General features: G+C 28.8%; 15 protein-coding genes. 2 read left to right on the plus strand and 13 right to left on the minus strand.

Annotated elements, in window-relative coordinates; all coding sequences use genetic code 11:
* Positions 1-9: 9 nt before the first annotated feature.
* Both EQF90_RS05845 and EQF90_RS05850 read right to left on the minus strand, forming a co-directional pair.
* The gene (locus tag EQF90_RS05845) at positions 10-444 is read right to left on the minus strand and encodes a hypothetical protein (protein ID WP_134712063.1); all 435 of its coding nucleotides are present in this window, start codon (positions 442-444) and stop codon (positions 10-12) included.
* 201 nt (positions 445-645) lie between these two features.
* On the minus strand, positions 646-846 hold the full coding sequence (locus EQF90_RS05850) for a helix-turn-helix transcriptional regulator (protein ID WP_134712064.1): 201 nt from the start codon (positions 844-846) through the stop codon (positions 646-648).
* Positions 847-2,168: 1,322 nt separating this feature from the next.
* Between EQF90_RS05850 and EQF90_RS05855 the strand changes: the two genes are divergently transcribed.
* Positions 2,169-2,975 (plus strand): hypothetical protein, encoded by an 807-nt coding sequence (locus EQF90_RS05855; protein WP_134712069.1) that lies wholly within the window; start codon positions 2,169-2,171, stop codon positions 2,973-2,975.
* 706 nt (positions 2,976-3,681) lie between these two features.
* Here EQF90_RS05855 and EQF90_RS05860 read toward each other — a convergent pair.
* The 3 genes from EQF90_RS05860 to EQF90_RS05870 are packed head-to-tail and all read right to left on the minus strand — an operon-like array spanning position 3,682 to position 6,825.
* Positions 3,682-5,058, minus strand: coding sequence for a glycoside hydrolase family 1 protein (locus tag EQF90_RS05860; protein ID WP_134711971.1), 1,377 nt, complete (start codon positions 5,056-5,058; stop codon positions 3,682-3,684).
* Positions 5,051-5,953, minus strand: a complete 903-nt coding sequence (locus tag EQF90_RS05865) for an ROK family protein (RefSeq protein WP_134711972.1) — start codon at positions 5,951-5,953, stop codon at positions 5,051-5,053. The genes EQF90_RS05860 and EQF90_RS05865 overlap by 8 nt, the downstream gene beginning before the upstream one ends.
* On the minus strand, positions 5,950-6,825 hold the full coding sequence (locus tag EQF90_RS05870) for an ROK family protein (RefSeq protein WP_134711973.1): 876 nt from the start codon (positions 6,823-6,825) through the stop codon (positions 5,950-5,952). Before EQF90_RS05870 ends, EQF90_RS05865 begins: the two co-directional genes overlap by 4 nt.
* An 82-nt stretch (positions 6,826-6,907) precedes the next feature.
* Between EQF90_RS05870 and EQF90_RS05875 the strand changes: the two genes are divergently transcribed.
* Positions 6,908-7,642, plus strand: a complete 735-nt coding sequence (locus EQF90_RS05875) for a MurR/RpiR family transcriptional regulator (protein ID WP_134711974.1) — start codon at positions 6,908-6,910, stop codon at positions 7,640-7,642.
* A gap of 24 nt (positions 7,643-7,666) precedes the next feature.
* Here the strand turns inward: EQF90_RS05875 and EQF90_RS05880 are convergent, their stop codons facing one another.
* The 8 genes from EQF90_RS05880 to EQF90_RS05915 form a co-directional block, all read right to left on the minus strand.
* Positions 7,667-8,944, minus strand: coding sequence for a glycoside hydrolase family 125 protein (locus EQF90_RS05880; RefSeq protein ID WP_245152900.1), 1,278 nt, complete (start codon positions 8,942-8,944; stop codon positions 7,667-7,669).
* Positions 8,944-11,574, minus strand: a complete 2,631-nt coding sequence (locus EQF90_RS05885; RefSeq protein WP_134711976.1) for an alpha-mannosidase — start codon at positions 11,572-11,574, stop codon at positions 8,944-8,946. Before EQF90_RS05885 ends, EQF90_RS05880 begins: the two co-directional genes overlap by 1 nt.
* A 132-nt stretch (positions 11,575-11,706) precedes the next feature.
* The gene (locus EQF90_RS05890) at positions 11,707-13,302 is read right to left on the minus strand and encodes a right-handed parallel beta-helix repeat-containing protein (RefSeq protein ID WP_134711977.1); all 1,596 of its coding nucleotides are present in this window, start codon (positions 13,300-13,302) and stop codon (positions 11,707-11,709) included.
* A 57-nt stretch (positions 13,303-13,359) separates the two neighbouring features.
* Positions 13,360-14,814, minus strand: a complete 1,455-nt coding sequence (locus tag EQF90_RS05895; RefSeq protein ID WP_134711978.1) for a type 2 periplasmic-binding domain-containing protein — start codon at positions 14,812-14,814, stop codon at positions 13,360-13,362.
* A 401-nt stretch (positions 14,815-15,215) separates the two neighbouring features.
* On the minus strand, positions 15,216-16,136 hold the full coding sequence (locus EQF90_RS05900; RefSeq protein WP_134711979.1) for a carbohydrate ABC transporter permease: 921 nt from the start codon (positions 16,134-16,136) through the stop codon (positions 15,216-15,218).
* Positions 16,137-16,151: 15 nt separating this feature from the next.
* Positions 16,152-17,099: an ABC transporter permease gene (locus EQF90_RS05905; protein ID WP_134711980.1), complete on the minus strand. Its 948-nt coding sequence runs from the start codon at positions 17,097-17,099 to the stop codon at positions 16,152-16,154.
* Positions 17,100-17,108: 9 nt separating this feature from the next.
* Positions 17,109-17,774, minus strand: coding sequence for a hypothetical protein (locus EQF90_RS05910; RefSeq protein WP_134711981.1), 666 nt, complete (start codon positions 17,772-17,774; stop codon positions 17,109-17,111).
* Positions 17,774-18,874, minus strand: coding sequence for an ABC transporter ATP-binding protein (locus EQF90_RS05915; RefSeq protein WP_134711982.1), 1,101 nt, complete (start codon positions 18,872-18,874; stop codon positions 17,774-17,776). The genes EQF90_RS05910 and EQF90_RS05915 overlap by 1 nt, the downstream gene beginning before the upstream one ends.
* Between the last annotated feature and the right edge of the window lie 60 nt (positions 18,875-18,934).

Here is an 18,934-nt window from a genome sequence, read left to right on the forward strand (position 1 = left end):
ACCTCTCCTTTAATACTTTTTACTATAATATATGTATGAAATAATATATATCAAATAAATCGCACCAATAATAACAAGCAACGATTCTCTTAATGAAAAATCTATATTAAATGTTGCAAATACTATGCTCATAAACGACAATATTATTAAAATTATTATCAATGTTGTTTCTGAAGTTTTTTTACCAATATATTTTATTCTTTCATCATTTAATTTAGCATATAATTTTTTTAATTTTTCTTCACTTCTCAATGCTTGTATATTTCTTAAAATATAGAATATAAACACCAAAATCATTCCTGTAAAAAATCCCCTTACAGATTCCATATTAGTGTTTTTACCTGAATAAACTATACTAAACACAAGCATAATTACAGCAAAAAACAATATTACAGAAGTAATAATTGTCTTATTTTTTATCTTTTTTCTAAATTTTTCTAACATATTACTCCTCCACTTTTGATATCTGCATTTGTTTATAAAATGTACCTCTTAAATTTTTACAACTTATTGCTCCTCCACTTTTGATATCCTGCATTTATTTATCAAATGAACCTCTTAAATTTTTACAACTTGTTGCTCCTTCACTTTTGATATCCTGCATTTATTTATCAAATGAACCTCTTAAATTTTTACAACTTGTTGCTACTCTACTTCGCTAAAATCAAAAACTTCTTCAATGGTTAAGCCGAAATATTTTGCAATCTTATACGCCAAAACTAGCGAAGCCGTATATTTTCCATTTTCTAATGAAATAATTGTCTGCCTCGTAGTGCCGAGCTCATTCGCCAACTCTTCCTGAGTAAGTTTTCTACTCTTCCTTAATTCTGAAATTCTATTTTTCAAATCCTCCCTCCTTATTTTTTATCTGCGTAGTTTTGTATTTCTTAACCTTAATCTATTTTATGTGCGAGGTTTTTTGTTTCTAAAATCAAATAAAAATGTTAAGCTAATTTTACAAAATAAGTATAGTAAACTTTACATTTAAAGTCAAGTTTATTTTACATTATATATTGATTTTAAAATCTAAAAATAGCAAATCATGTAATTTGTATGTTTTTTTGATTTACAGGTAATGCCTGTCCCGCAAATTCATGTATCTCAAATATTTTTACAATTTACAGGTAATCTGAGATCCGCAGCACTCGGCAATTCATGTATTGAGATTATTTTTTAATATTACAGGTAATGCCTGTCCCATAAATTAATGTATTTCAAATATTTTTGCAATTTACAGGTAATGCTATCCGCCTTGCTCATGTATAATGAATATTTCTTTGATTTACAGGTAATGCCTGCCCCGCAAATTCATGTATATCATATATTTTTACAATTTACAGGTAATCTGAACTCGGCAGCCTTCGACAATTCATGTACTGCGATTATTTTTTAATATTACAGGTAATGGCTGCCTCACAAATTCATGTATATCAAATATTTTTACATTTTACAGGTAATGCGAGCTCGGCAACACTCGACAATTCATGTACTGCAATTATTTTTTTATATTACAGGTAATGGCTGCCTCACAAATTCATGTATTTCAAATATTTTTACAATTTACAGGTAATCTGAACTCGGCAGCCTTCGACAATTCATGTACTGCGATTATTTTTTAATATTACAGGTAATGGCTGCCTCACAAATTCATGTATATCAAATATTTTTACATTTTACAGGTAATGCGAGCTCGGCAACACTCGACAATTCATGTACTGCAATTATTTTTTTATATTACAGGTAATGGCTGCCTCACAAATTCATGTATTTCAAATATTTTTACAATTTACAGGTAATCTGAGCTCGGCAGCCTTCGACAATTCATGTACTACGATTATTTTTTAATATTACAGGTAATGGCTGCCTCGCAAATTCATGTATATCAAATATTTGTACAATTTACAGGTAATCTGAGCTCGGCAACACTCGGCAATTCATGTATAATAAAATTCTCTTTCATTTACAGGTAAGATTATTAAATTTTAAAATTTTTTTATTTAAATTTTACCTATAAATAAAAAATTTATCGAAATTGCATGAGTAGAATAAAAATTTTTACCTGTAAATAATAAAATTAAAATGTATACAGGTAAATATAAAAATATTGTAATAATAATGACAGTATACTCTAGTGTATTTTATGTAATAATAGGTATATGGAGGTATTTATGAAATTAACAAAAAAATATATTAATGATTTAATTACAAAATATACAATTATTAGTGAACAAATCAGAAAATTCAAGTTGCCTAATATTGCTGGCACGTTGCAAACTTACTTATCTAAAGGATGTTATCAATATTATATTAGAATAAAAAATCCGGAATCTAATAAATTCAAAAGAATATACTTAAATAAATCGGATAAAAATAAAATACAAATTTTGGCACAAAAAGAATATCTATATAAGGCTAATAAAATTGTAAAAAAAAATTTAAAGGCTTTAGAATATTTTAATAAAAATTTTGATGATGCAGCTCTTGATAATTTATATGAAAATACGCTTAAACCTAAACAAAATTTTATATCGCCAATAACTATGACAAAAAATCAAATTTTTAAGAAATGGAGAAATATAACTTATACTCCAAAACCAATTACTGATGAATTTATAATTATTGCTAAAAATGGCGAAAGGGTTAGATCAAAAAGTGAAAAGATATTAGCCGATATATTTTATGATAACAGATTAGAATACAAATATGAAAAACCGTTAAATTTAAAGAATTTAAGCATTAATCCGGATTTTACTTTTTTAGATAAAGATACTTGTAAGGAAATTTATTGGGAACATTTTGGTATGATGGATAACTTAAATTATGTTTCAAGTGTTATCGATAAAATAGAATCCTATCAAATGAATAATATATATCTTGGAGAAAGATTAATTATAACCTTTGAATCTTCAAATAAAAATTTAAATTATTTATTAGTTAAAAATTTAATCAATAAGTACAATTTTCTCAAACGATAAAAACAAATATACATGTACGAGACAGACTGGCAGTACTTGTATATTCAAAAGATATTTGTTTCACATGTACAAGGCGGGCCACATTACCTGTAAATTGTACAAATATTTGAAATACATGAATTTGTGGGACAGCCATTACCTGTAATATAAAAAAATAATTGCAGTACATGAATTGTCGAGGGATGCCAAACTCAGATTACCTGTAAATTGTACAAATATATGAGATACATGAAATTGTAAGGGTGACATTACCTGTAATATTAAAAAATAATCGCAGTACATGAATTGTCGAGGGATGCCAAACTCAGATTACCTGTAAATTGTACAAATATATGAGATACATGAAATTGTAAGGGTGACATTACCTGTAATATTAAAAAATAATCGCAGTACATGAATTGTCGAAGGCTGCCGAGCTCACATTACCTGTAAATTGTACAAATATTTGATATACATGAATTTGTGGGACAGGCTTTACCTGTAAATCAAAGAAATATTCATTATACATGAGCACGGCGACCCACATTACCTATAAAGAATATCCTTAGATATATAACAACAAGCCGTGCAAGTTTTGGTTGATAAGTTCCAAGCCCTGCACGGCTTAATTTACAATAGCCCATAAAATATTTTATAAAAACGGTTCTTGCCAAGCCGTGCAAGTTTTGGTTGATAAGTTCCAAGCCCTGCACGGCTTAATTTTTAATTAAAATCCGTTATTTTCAACTAATTTCTTATACCAATGGCCGGATTTTTTGATTGTTCTTTCTCCGGTTTCAAGGTTTAATTCAACTAATCCGTATCTGTTTTTATATGAATTTAGCCATGACCAACAATCGATGAAGGTCCAAACATGGTAACCTATACAATTTGCTCCTTCTTCTATCGCTTTGTGTAGATATGTTAGGTGTTCTTTGATAAATTCTATTCTGTAATCATCTTGAATTTGACCATTAACCTTGAATTTTTCTTCACCTTCGACCCCCATGCCATTTTCGGACATTATCCATTCTATATTGTTATAATTATCCTTAATATACATGGCTATATTGTAGACAACTGAAGGGTCTATTTCCCAACCTCTGTGGGGATTGATTCTTCTGCCCGGCATTTCATAGGGTTCGTAGAAGTTTGTTGGGAAAAATATTGCATCTTTTTTAATTTCATATTGAACAGCTTTTACTCTTAGTGGTTGATAGTAATTTACGCCTAAGAAATCAATTGTATTATTTTTGATGATTTTTAAATCCTGTTTATCGACTGTTGGTAATAAATTGTATTGTCTTAAAAGGTCAATCAATTCGGGTTGAAATGTGCCTTTGATGGAAGGATCTAAAAATGATCTTATTGCAAACATTTCTGCATATTTTGCTGCTTCTAGATCTTTTGGATGTTGTGATCTGGGAATAGCAGGTGTTAAATTTAATACAATACCGATTTTAGATGTTAAATTTAGTTTTTTAAATTCTTCAATTGCTCTTGCACTTGCAAGTTGTGTATGAAATCCAACTAATATTGCTTTTTCAGGACTAACTTCCAGGGGATAGTGATATTGCAACAAATAGCCACATTCAACATGGACAATTGGTTCATTAAATGTAAACCATCTATCAACGTATTCTCCAAATAGCTCAAATGCAGTTTTTGCAAAATTTGCATAATGTTCAACAACATCTCTGTTTTCCCATCCACCAATATTTTGTAATTCTACCGGCATATCAAAATGATATAAATTTATAAATAGTGTCAAGCCCTCATCTTTAATTCTCTTAAATACGTCCTTGTAAAATTCAACAGATTTTTGATTAATTTCCCCATATCCTTTTGGAAAAAGTCTGGACCAACTTATGGATGTACGGAATGAATTTTGTCCTGTAGCCTTTAATAATTTTATATCTTCTTTATAATTTTCATAAAAAGAGCTTGTTTTTGATGGACCGATTTGATTGTGAAATTTATATGATTCTTTTTCAAACCACAAATCCCAAATATTATCTCCTTTTCCATCACCTTCAACTCTTCCTTCACTTTGTGTAGCTGATGTAGCCGACCCAAAGTAAAATCCTTCAGGAAATTTAATCATTATTTCCTCCATTAAAATTATTTAGTCCATTTTTTGCAGCACCCACCAATCCGGCATCATCGCCAAATTTTGCAACTTCAATAAATATTCTATTTTTTAAGCCTTCATAAACTTTATTTTTTGTAGCCTCTATTACCTTATCAATCAAAAATTGATTTTTTGTGATTACCGAACCCCCTAAATAGAAAATTTCAGGTTCAATTATTTGTAATAAATTAGCTATAGCTCTTGAAAAATATTCTGTCCATTGTTCTATAATTTCAATTGCCTTTTCATCATTTTCAGCATATTTTTCAAATAATTCTTTTGTAGAAATATCTGTTTTATATACTTGTGTAGCTTTTTTTGATAATGCAGTACCGGAGCATAGGCTTTCTAATGTCCCCGCATATAATTGACTATGATTTCTATCATCATCAGAAATTATCATCAATCCAAATTCACCGGCATATACTTTTTTCCCTTCCATAAGCTCACCTTTATAAACTATGCCTCCACCTACTCCGGTGCTTACTGTCATGAAAACTATAGTTTCTCTATTATCTCCTACCGCTTGTGCCATTGCCGCAGCATTGGCATCATTTGTTAAAAATGCTTTTCTATTTGTTTTTTCTTCTATTAGTCTTAAAAATGGCTTGTTTCTCCATTTTGGTAAATTGGGAGCATCCAAAATCATACCTAAATCTTTGTCTAAAGGTCCGGGAGAACAAATCCCTACAACTTTTGTTAAACGGTCAGGGTCAACTTTATTAATCATTTCAGATATTTCATCTATAATATCATCAAATTCCTTGTCACCTGTCTGTGTAATTTGTTTTGAAATAATATTAAAATTTTCATCAAACAGTGCAACTCTGGCACTTGTTCCACCAATATCTACACCTATTGATTTCATAATCTTACTCCTTTTTCTATTGATTTTAATAAGTTTGAATATGCTCCATATAAATTATTGTCATTATAAAATGTTACCGGTCTGATATTTATGTCGGCTAAATTAAATGGCTCTTGTCGTAAAAATTTTTTAAGTTCTCTTATGTATTTTTCAGATTGTGAAATACCGCCGCCAATATATATAACCTGAGGGTCATATATATATTGAATATTGTACAATCCCATACACATATATTGAAACATATTTTTAACTTCACTATAAAATGGTTCTACTTTATTAAAATATTTTTCTAATACAATATGAGGTTTTTCAACTATATTATATTTTTCTTTAATCCTAGATACTACATTTGGAATTGTAGCAAGCCTGGAAAAATTTGTATATTCTCCTTCTATATTTTTTAATAACATATAGCCAAATTCTCCGGCTTCAAGTCTACGCCCTCTAATAATCTGTTTATTTTTTATAATTGCTCCGCCAATTCCTGTTCCCACAATTACAAATGCAATATCTTTTTCTTTTGGTTCATCCATAAACATTTGAGCTAATGCAGCACAATTTGCATCATTTTCTATCGCCACAGGCAATTTAAACTTATCTTGTATATGCTTTGCAAAATTATATTTATGAATATAATCTATAGCACTCAAACCATAAATATTACCTGTTTTTGAATCAACTGTTCCGGGACTGCTAAATCCGACTCCTTTTATATTATATGTGCTAATATTTTTTTCCACTTGTTCTTCAAGCATTGATAAAAATTCCTTAAGAGTTTCTTTTCTCTCAATAGAATACTTTTTTATTATTTCTTTGTCTTTTATAATTCCTATTTTAGTAGACGACCCACCAATATCAAATATTAAATACATAAAATTCTCCTACATTTTTTTCTTATGCTATGATATAATTATACTTGTATACGATTAATTGTACTCATAATGAGGTGATAAAATGAATAAATCATATAAGTTTATAAAAAATCTTATTTCAAAAAAATCCATTAAACTTTCCCATTTAGAACAAGAATTTCTTGATAGACTTGGAGAAAGTAATATTGAAATTTTTGATTCTTATATAAGCGAATTATCTAAAACATTCTACATTTCAAATTCTACAATCACTAGATTTGCTAAAAAACTAGGTTTTGATGGTTTTAATGAGCTTAAATTTGCTCTTCAAAATATTCAAGAACCCGAAAAATATCAAACACAGAAAATTTATACCTCTGTAATTAATGATATTAAAGAATTTGATAAAAATGTTGTAGAATTAATTCATAATTTAGATAAATTCCACAGAATAGTAATAGTCGGCATAGGCTCTAGCGGTTTAATTGCAAATGAAATGATGTTTAAATTAGGCGAAATCGGATTAAACAATCTTGACTACGCTAAAGAACCATATGGAATTAACATTCTTTCAAATAATTTATCCGAAAATGACTTATTAATATGTATTTCACTTTCCGGTGAAAATACTCACATATTAGAAGCTTGTGAAAATGCAAAAAATCGCAATGCTACAATTTTCTCCATATCCGGAAATGTTAATTCTTCATTAAAAAATTATTCTGATTATTTACTTAAAACCCCGGGATATTCTACTTATGAATATTCCATATCTAAAATGTTACCAATATTAATATACATTGATATAATTTGTGAAATATATACTAAAAGGGATTAAACCCTTTTAGTATTTTTTATTTCTTTATTTTCTAATAATCTTTTTGCCCAAATATGTTAAAATCGCTTCACAAAACATTGAATTTGACCATGAGAACCACTCTCTTGTAAACTTAAACGGATCATCTACATCAAATCCTTCATGTAACAGATTTGTATCTGCATCAGTTGTCTCAAACCATCTTAATATTTGTTCAATTTCTTCTTTATCTGTTGATGTCATTAATTGAATTGATAAAGCAATATGCCAAATGTATCTTTCCGGTGTATGTGGTGAACCCACGCCTTTGGCAGCTTTTCCTTCATAAAAATATGGATTCAATTCTGAAAGTACAGCTTTTCTTGTATTTAGATATATGTCATCATTTTTTGATATATATCCTAAATAAGGTAATGACAATAAACTCGGAACATTAGCATCATCCATAAATAATTGATTTCCAAGACCGTCGACTTCATAAGCAAATATTTCACCAAATTTTTCATTTTTCATCATGCCATATTTTTTGATGCCATCATTAATTTCACTCGAAAGCTTTTTCATTTTCTCAATTAATTCAGTATTTTCAAAATTAATTTCTTCCAACATTTCTACCGTCTTATTTAATGAAACAACTGTAAATGCATTAGCAGGAATTAAATACTGTAATTCGCATGAATCATCACTTGGTCTAAATCCTGACCATGACATGCCTGTAAATCCTACCGGCGTACCCATATTTGATTTTCTTAATGAATCACTTGGAGCCCATGGATTTGGTCTTTCAAATCTGTATGGCGAATTTTCATGATTTTGTTCGAGTATTAATTGATCCACTAAAACTTCCATCCATTTTGCTATGTGATTATCAATAATAGATGCATCTTTTGTTTTTTCATAATACATGTGAAGTAATTGGAACATATATGCTATCGAATCCAATTCGTACTTTCTTTCCCATACCCACGGGCTATCAAAATCGGTTATATCATCATGTGTCCATTTTGAATCATCACCCGTTTCATTAAAAGCATTTGCATATGTGTCTTTTTCAATGCAGAACCATTGTCTTTTTATTACTTTTTTAATCAGTTCATCAGCTTCGTTAGATTCAATATAAAACAAAGGTCTGATTTGTGCACTTGAATCCCTAAGCCACATAGCAGGTATATCTCCTGTTAAAACAAAGGCATCTTCTCTATCTGTAATTTTAATGGTAGTTGTGAATGTATTTTGAATTGCATTTTTAAACATTGCTTTAAGTTTGGTACTCAAAGTGGAGTTTTCAACAAATTCTATCAATTCATTTACAATATTTTTCATTAATCCTCCCATTTAATTGTTCTAATCTCATATGGATTTAAGAAACTGTTATTTAAGGATTCATCGTTTAACGACTTACGTCCTAAAATATCACATATTTCACCATTTTGAACATACAGTCTATGTGTTATCTTATCAGGATTGTAAACTCTTAAAATCCTTTCTCCTTTTTCATTTCTGTACAATGTAGAGAAAATATTTGAACCTAAATTCATATCATAAGCTGTATTTGCTTCGATTTTACCTTCATTTTTAGCAATTTGTGTTGTAAAGTAAGGCACTCTATTTCCCAATGCCCTTTGCCATGAAGATACATAATCCTTTACAAAGAAATCTAAATGAAATTCAAATCTTAAAAACTCTTGACATTGTGCATCAGGTGTTGGGAAGTATCCCCAGTCCCCCATTTCTCCAACAGCTCTAAACAAGGTCAATGCTAAACCATCTTCTGTTTGCTCATATTCTTGAACACCAACTGAAGATATTGTAAATCCGCCATCTTTATCGTGCATTTCCACAAATCTGTTAAAGTTTTGAGTAAAATCCGGATTTTCCCATGTTTTTGGAGGATAAGCATCTCTTGAAACAACTTCAAATATAGACTCAGCATTTACTTTGTCCGTATCTAAATTGTGATCAATTAAGATTCTCATTCTATGATCTTTAGCTGTATTTTCAAATTTTATTTTAGCTGTAATTGTTGACTTTAGCTTATCTATTTTAATTTTCTTATATACTAAGATGTCTACATATTCATCACAACGTGGAGCTGTTCTATTTTCTACTGAAATTACCAATTTTTGTTCATCTAATAATTGTTGTGATGCACTTTTTGGCACAGAGATTCTTTCAGTCATCTTTATTTCATAAAGTTTAGTTGTCAACTCTTCAACTGAGTAGTCAACTAAGGTTGAACTCTTAATTACCTTTTTATCTCCGGATTGTCTATAAATATATTCATTTCCGATATCTCCGCTATCTTCAATCATGAATACATTTTTATATACTTTATTGTTTCGCTTGTCAGTTATTGTTAATGTTGCATTATCTTCAATCTTCAAATTCAAAATATTTGTATCAACTTCTCTAGTGTCAATCATATTTGGTTTTCCAATATAATCTTCCTTAGGTACCAATCTGAATATTCTTCTTTCAAAAGGATCTAACTCCGTAACAAACTTAACTTGAATCTTTCTTGTAAAATAACCTCTTCTAAATTGATTATCCGGTAATTCATAATCAAATAACACGCCCAAATCTTTTACATATGTGTCATATTCGACATAATCATCAACAACTCTTAAATTAGGGATTCTTTCTTTTTTCATTTCTTGAGTAAATTTCAAATATTCAAATCCTGAAAAATATCTCTTAGCATATTCTATTTCGATAGTTGCTTCTTTTCTTTGATGATAAGGTGTAGTATTTATAACTGTAAACACATGTTCTTCCTTATAATCATTTTTAATATTTTCACTCAAATATTTCTTTGCCTGATTTTCAAGATAATCCAAGCCTTCAACACAAGTCTTAAATCTTCTTATATTTCCATCATGCACAGAATCTACCGAGCAACCACAAATGCTATCATGTGGATGATTTGTAAATAATGTCCTATAAACATAATCTATTTTATCTACAGGATATTTTTCTTTATCAAATAACATTGTATAAAGTGGTTGAACAACCTCTTCCAATCTCATTTCAATAATTTTATTGTAATTTTTTAATCTATATCTTGATGATGAGGTGCCTTGTAATGTCCCCCACCCATTTGTAGTTTGAGATCTTAATTCTCCCTTGATGACTGACAGTTTTGAACCGTCTACCTCAGACGCAACCGATTCATAATAATTATCTAAGTTTGAATGTATGAATTCATAATCTTCATATAATGTATTTGCTTTTTCGATAATTTCCCCAATATTTTTTTGTACCGGAGAATGATCGCAACCATTCATCAATAATAAATGTCTTGTTGAGGCATATTTTTCCATATCCTCAATTTTCTTATCGAGATATTTTTTCATCAATTCAGTTTCATAAGGAATATCCACTCCATTACAATACCAGTTCGCAAATAATATGCCTAAAACTTTTGACCCATCCGGTGATTGCCAATACATTTCAGAACTACTTGATGTATAATCTTCAAAAACTACATTAGCAAAACCGGTAGCTTTTACACCTCTACCAAAATATGCATTGTTAATGCCTGCTTTTTTCAAAATTTGTGGTGCTTGACCTATATTTCCAAATGTATCCGGGAAATATCCAATTTTTGCAGGCACGCCCAGTTCTTCAGACTTTTTCATACCAATTTCAAGGTTTCTAACATTTGATTCTCCGGAGGTTAAAAATGAATCTTGAAGAATGTACCAAGGTCCAATTATAATCTTGCCTTCTTTTATTAATCTATAGACAACATCTCTATTTTCCGGTCTAATCGCTAAATAGTCTTCTATTGGTAAATAATGTCCATCCATTTGAAATGAGATAAATTTATTGTCTTTCGAAGCTTCTATAATCCCGTCAATAAGATCTACAAGCCTCATCTGATGGCTAACTAGGGGCATATACCATTCTCTATCCCAGTGAGAATGTGATACCACATGAACTATTTTTTTCATCTATCCTCCTAAACTAAATATATCTTTATCTAATATAATTTTACAATCAAAACTATCTAAACACAAGTATTTAACAATAATGACTGGATATTTAATAGTTACAGCTTACATACAATTTTTTTGAAAATAAGTTCAATTCTGATATATGTTTTTATCAATAAAAATATTGGAAGTATTCTTAAAAATCACCGCTTTTTCTTTTTCAATTTCAAATTTATTATTTATTATTTTTATATTTTTATGAATAGATACTTCTTTGTTTTCATTTTTCAATATCGGCTCTATCCAAATTGATTTAGTATCATTTAATTTCAAAAATTCTTTATTATATTTAAAAACATTATTTTCTATAATCATATTTTCAATTTTTCCCGATTCATACCATTCATTAGCATCATTTGATAAGTATATTGAAGCCATAGTAATATTTTCAAATATATTGTTTCTTATTACTGTTTTTTTTCTGGTAGTACATAGTAAAGCTCTGGATGGAACATTTGAAAATTTATTATTTTCTATTAAAACCTCCGGAGTATAAGTTATATTTTCTGCTACATATTTACCTTCATTATCAATTTTATCATTTAAATAATCAGGTAAGTCTTTATCAAAATAAACTTCCATATATTGCAAATTATTTGAATATTCTCCGGGATTAGTTACATCAATAACTCTATAGGACTTATTTTCAACTTTTTCTAAGGTTTCCCTGTTAAAAAATTCCACTTCATTTCCAACAAAAAATTGCTTAAATCCCCCTTGTTGATGGTGTACATATCTCATAATAGCTTTGTTTTTTTCAACCTCTTCCACTCTCACATATGTACCATGTATATTGATTGAATCATCTAGGGACGAATCAAAAATACAATTTTTAATTTCAATTTTACCTTTTAATCCCGAAACGTGAATGGAATCAGCAAAACTTGATACAATATGTTTTTCATTTCCCATAAATTTACAATTTTCAAAAATCACATTTTCTGACATTTGAATTAAAAGCCCAAAACCATGTAAATAATTGAAACTAACATTTTCAAATTTTATATTTTTTGATTCTATAATTGAAAAACCGGCATTATTTCTATCATAAGACTCATTTAAGCATATCATATAATCTTTTTTTACAGATTTTGGTATCTTTTTGTAAAAAACTCTTACACCGTCACTAAGTTTTTCAATTGAAATATGATTAATTAAAGGTCCGTCATTTATATCCATTCTTTTACAATATTTATTTTTTAGATCAAAAATTGTTACCGCATATGATTTAAATTGATTTTTCCCCATCCAATAATAGTGATTCTCATTTTTTTCTGAAGTCCAAATTATATCATTTTCTTCTAAATAATAATTAAATGCTTTAGGAATAATAAAATCAACATAGTTTAACTCTTCATTTATATTTTTAACATATAGCTCTATTGATGTAGGATTATAATAATCAATAGTTAAATTTTTTATTGTTATATCGCAACAATTTTTAATTAAAAATGTATTTACATCGCCATGAAAAACTAATTCGGCTTCATTTCCATCTATTGTGTATCTATTTTTATTTTCTACATTCAGCATTATATGCTTATATGGATTTTCAATTGTATTTGTATTTGAAAAATGAAGATTTATATATTCTGAATCTTCTTTAAAAAAATCATATTTTGAATTTTTGAATTTGATATAATCATCTCGATTTTCAATTATATTTTTTATTTCATTTATTTTCATATCTTCTCCAAAGAAAAAAGGATGGGAAATACCCCATCCTCTAATATTTTTCAAATCTTATTTATGATTTTTTGCATACCAAGCATCAAATTCAGCTTTTAATTCTTTAACAACTTCATCTGCTCCGGCAGCTTTAACACGTTTTACAAACTCATCATAAACATTCATTCTACCATTTTGTAGATCAACAATACCGTCTCTTGCAGCTAAAACATTGTCAATTTTTGTTTGTAGACCTTCACTTGGGTTAAATCCTAAGTCAACAGAAGGCACAATTGGTTTTACATATGCATCTATCTTTGCTTTTAACTCAGGTGAATTAATATCTGCACCTGTTGGTTCTGGGATTCTTACGTCATTTGACCATTGATTCCTCCATGGGTTCCATCCTTCTTGTTTATCAACAGGAACTGCTCTACCGTCTTTAACGTTGTAGTGTGTACCTTCAATACCCCATGCCAATAGGTTTTGGATTTTTTCATCAAATCTTGCTAATTCTATAAAGTTTACTGCTTCTGCTGCATGATTTGTATGTGCATAAACAGATGTTAATTTACCTTGTATATTGTCATTGTATAAGATATTATCTTCTGCAATTGGAACTGCTACTACAGGTGTTTTATTTTGATCTGTCCATGTTGCTTCTGAACCAGGTTCTCCTTCACCTCTTGATACTAACCATTGATCTGGTTGTTTTTGTGTTTCTTTTAATGGATTATTTTCTGTACCTGATTCTTTTCCTAAGTATCCTGCATCTCTATATTTTGCAACTAATTCAAATTTTGCTTTTAACTCAGGTGATGTTAAGTAATTTTCTACTGTATATGTGCCGTCTGATTTTGTTCTGATGAAGTTATTTAATCTTCTTTCTGCCCATACGTCACCTCTCATTGGTGTTTTTTCTGGGAATTTTTCTTTATAAGCTTTTAATATAGGTTCTAATCCTTTAACGTCAGTAATATTCTTTACATCTTCCGGTTTCTTACCTATTTTTTCTAATTCTTTTACATTCCAAATAAACATATCTCTTGCCATTGGAGCTTTATCAATAATTGTTTGGATACCATATAATTTTCCATCAATTGAAGCCCCTGCTTTTTGAGCAGCTGTTAAAGATTTTGCCAGTTTTGGAGCATTTTTTTCTAAATATGGATTTAAATCCAATAATGTTTTATCAGCAACCAATGTTTTGAAAGGTCCTAACCATGAAGCTGTTGTAGCTAAATCAAATTTTTCTTTATCAGCACCTCTAGCTAATAAACCAATCTTTGTTTCATAGTCTCCCCATGAAAATGCCATAAATTTAATTTTGTAATTAGCTTTTAATTCTGCTAATCTTTCGTTAATTTTTTGAGCAACTTTATCCTTGTCTTTTCCTGAAGCGTGTACCAAATATGTAATAGTTGGTTTTTCTTTCTTTTCTCCCTGCTTAGTTTCTTTCTTCTTTTGGCCACATGCTACCAAACCAAAAACTAAAACTAAAGCTAATAATGAAGCTATAATTTTTTTCATATATATTTTCCTCCTAATATATAAAATATATTTATCTTGTTTAGAAGAGTGTTAACTCTTACTTACAAATATATTCTACTATGAAAACTATCTTTTGACAACGAATTCATATATAAAGATTAAGTTTTCTTTTTTAAATCTTTTTTTTATAAAAAAATGATTATATTTTCATAATGTAACTTTTATGTAACCAGTGTATAAGCTAACTAAACTTCTTAAACTCAAGTATTATACGGGATATCTCATATTCAAATTTTTTTTATAAATTATAATTATTACAATTTCTTAAAATCTTTTTTGTAATTAATTCATTTAAGCATTTTTTATAAATTTATTTTTCAGAAAATAAAAAATGTGAAATCATATTCTTAATACGATTTCACATATAAAATTTTATATAATTATTCTTTAACTGCTCCTAATGTTAATCCTTGTACAAAGTATCTTTGGAAGAATGGATATGATAAAGCTATTGGGAATGTAGTTACTACAACTATCGCCATTCTAATACCGTCAGTCGGTAATGATTTCAATGCTTCCATAGCAGCAGGTCCCATGTGTGAGCTTTTTAATATAACAACTTCCAGTGTTCTCTGAATTTTAATTAACATATATTGTAATGTTGAATATGGTGAAAATGTATCATCTAAATAAATCATAGCATTAAACCAATCATTCCAGTATGCTAATGTTAAGAATAGTGATATTGTAGCGATACCGGGTAATGAAATAGGTAAAACAATTTTGAAGAAAATATCAAACTCATTTGCCCCATCAACCATTGCTGCTTCAATCAAAGCAAATGGAACACTTGTTTGGAAAAATGTTCTCATAATTACCAAATAGAAAGTATTAAATAATAGTGGTAATAAAAGTGCTAATGGTGTATTTTTTAATCCTAAAATATTTACCATAACAATGTAGCTGGCAACCATACCACCACCAAATAACATAGGAATAAATGCAATTGTATTGAAAAATCTTCTATACAAGAAGTCATTTCTTGACATCGCATAAGCATAAGTAATTATTGTAAATGTACCTAAGATTGTACCAACTATTGTTAATATTACCGAATTCTTAAATGCATTTAATATAGAACTACCATTTCCAAGAATTTGTTTATATGAAGCCAATGAAATTTCCTTAGGAATAATTTGATAACCATATTGTGCAATTGATTCTTTTGTACTTATAGATATTGAAAATACATATAGTAACGGGAAGATACACATAGCTGCAATCAGGAATAATAAAATATTAAATAAAATATTTGTTCCACCAGAAATAGCTATACTTGATTTTAATTTCTTTTTTGCCATTTTGTCCTCCTCCTTCTAATAAATTGCTCTTTCAGGGTCAAATCTCTTAACAATCTTATTAGCTGTAAATACTAAAATAAATCCTATTACGGATTGGAAAAATCCTATAGCCGACGATTGTTTTATGTTTTGGCTGTTCATCAGTAATTTATATATATAAGTATCGATAACTTCTGAAACATTTCTTAATGAAGCAGCTCCACCACCACTGTTTGGTATGTGGAAGAATAGCCCGAAGTCTGATCTGAAGATACCACCTAATGATAATATAAATATAATAATTATAACAGGTCTTAATAAAGGTATAGTAATATGCTTTGCTTGTTGCAATTTACTTGCACCGTCAATTGAAGCAGCTTCATATAAAGATTTATCAATTCCTGATAATGCCGCTAAATATATAACCGTATTATATCCCAGCCCTTTCCACGTATGTAAGAATATATAGAAGAAAGGCCAATATCCCGGCTGTCTATACCAATCAATTCCTTCAAGTCCAAACATTCTTCGTATTTGGTTAAATAGCCCTGTATCATTTTGTAACATTGCATATACTGAATAGGATATAACTATCCATGATAAAAAGTATGGTAAAAATGTTGCAGTTTGATAGGCTTTTGCCATTCTCTTATTTAAAAGTTCGTGTAACATTATAGCTACGATTAAAGGAACAACAATATTCAATGTAATAAATACCATGTTGTACATCAATGTATTTTTTGTAACTAGCCATGCATCACTTGTTTTAAAGAAAAATTCAAAGTTCTTTAATGTCCATTCACTCTTAAATAGACTTGTAAAGAAATTTCCGTCATAATTTTTGTAATCCTTAAATGCAACTACTAAACCAAACATTGGTAAATAGCAGAATACAATTAACCAAATCAAACCAGGGACTGTAAACCACGCTAATTGTAAACTTCTCTTACGAGAATCTTTATTTATTTTATTGTTCTTTTTCATTTTTCCCTCTTATTTTTTATTTAATTTACTTAGAATTAACTTATGAATATAAGCTAATATTAATGAATATATCGGAATACCAATCGCTATTATTTTAAATGGATATTTTGGAAAATGATATGCCATCCAAATAAAAATAAATACCATAGCTACCGTAATTATTCCATACATTGCCGAAAGCAAAAATGAATTATTTATTGTTTCTCTTATTGACTTTGTTTCATATAATGCAAATTGTATAGTCGAGTAAATTATATTAGGTAGTATCATCATTATAATCAATGCAAATAATATCCAAAACATAGTATTTACTTTTACTATCATGACATATGTACTATTAAGTCCAAAATATAATAGTGAAACTGCTACAAAATAGTAAAAATAATTTTTAATAAAATTTTCCCTTAATGATTTAAGAAAAAAAGGTTTATAATATAATTCATTTTTAAATATAATCTTATAAATTGCATATGTTAATGATTTTATTGCCATAAAATATAAAGTTACTAACGGAATAAATAAAATCGGAAACTTTATTATATTTCCTCCTTTTATAAATAGACCAACTAAAATCAAAGGCAAAGTCAAGATAAATGTATAAAATATATTTATCAAATATGCTAATATTTTTTCAGAAAAAGCATATAGCCATTCAAACATTCTATTATAATTCATTAAAATAAACTTTCCTCTGTTTCATCATCAAATAATGTAATCTTTGAAGCATCAACTTTAATATCATATTCTATTCTTGATTCATCAAATTTATCAACGTCAACATTAATCTTTGAAACAGCTTTTTGCCCGGAAATACTACCGTGTAAAATATATTCATGTCCAAGTAATTCTGAAACTTCTACATGCATCTTCATGTGTGCAGTTTCTGTAAATTCTTCTTTATCAAAATCTACAAGTCTTAACTCTTCAGGTCTGATACCTAATGTAACTGATTTGCCTTCGTATTTTTTAATTACATCTTCATGTCCCTTTGGTAAATATACGTCTAAATCATTTGCAACAAATCTTCCATTTTCAATCTTACCACTAAAGAAGTTCATAGCAGGTGATCCTATAAAGCTGGCAACAAATTTATTTGCCGGTTTACTATATATTTCTTTTGGTGTACCAATTTGTTGAACGTAACCTTTACTCATAACAACAATTCTTGATGCCATTGTCATAGCTTCAGTTTGGTCGTGTGTTACATAAATTGTTGTTGTTTCCATTCTTCTATGCAATTTTATCAACTCGGATCTCATTTGAATTCTCAATTTAGCATCTAAGTTTGATAATGGTTCATCCATTAAAAATACATCTGCTTTTCTTACAATAGCTCTTCCCAAAGCTACCCTTTGTCTTTGTCCACCGGATAATTGCTTTGGTTTTCTATCTAATAATTCTTCAATTTCAAGAATCCTTGCAGCCTCTTTAACCATTCTATCTATATCATTTTTAGGTATTTTCTTTAGTTTTAACCCAAATGCTAAATTGTCATAAACTGACATATGTGGATATAAAGCATATGATTGAAATACCATCGCAATATTTCTATCTTTTGGCGGCATATTATTTACAAGTCTATCATTAATATATAACTCTCCAGCAGAAATATCCTCCAATCCTGCTATCATACGTAATGTTGTTGATTTTCCGCAACCGGATGGTCCAACAAATACAATAAATTCCTTATCTGCAATATCTAAATTAAAATTGTGTACCGCTTGGAATCCATTATCATACACTTTATCAATATTTTTTAAATTAAGTGTTGCCATAGTTCCTCCTAAATTTTTCACTTTCATATATATTCTATTACAAAAAATAAATTTTGACAA

This window comes from Helcococcus ovis (genome assembly GCF_004524775.2).
In the GTDB taxonomy this organism is placed as follows: Bacteria; Bacillota; Clostridia; order Tissierellales; family Peptoniphilaceae; genus Helcococcus; species Helcococcus ovis.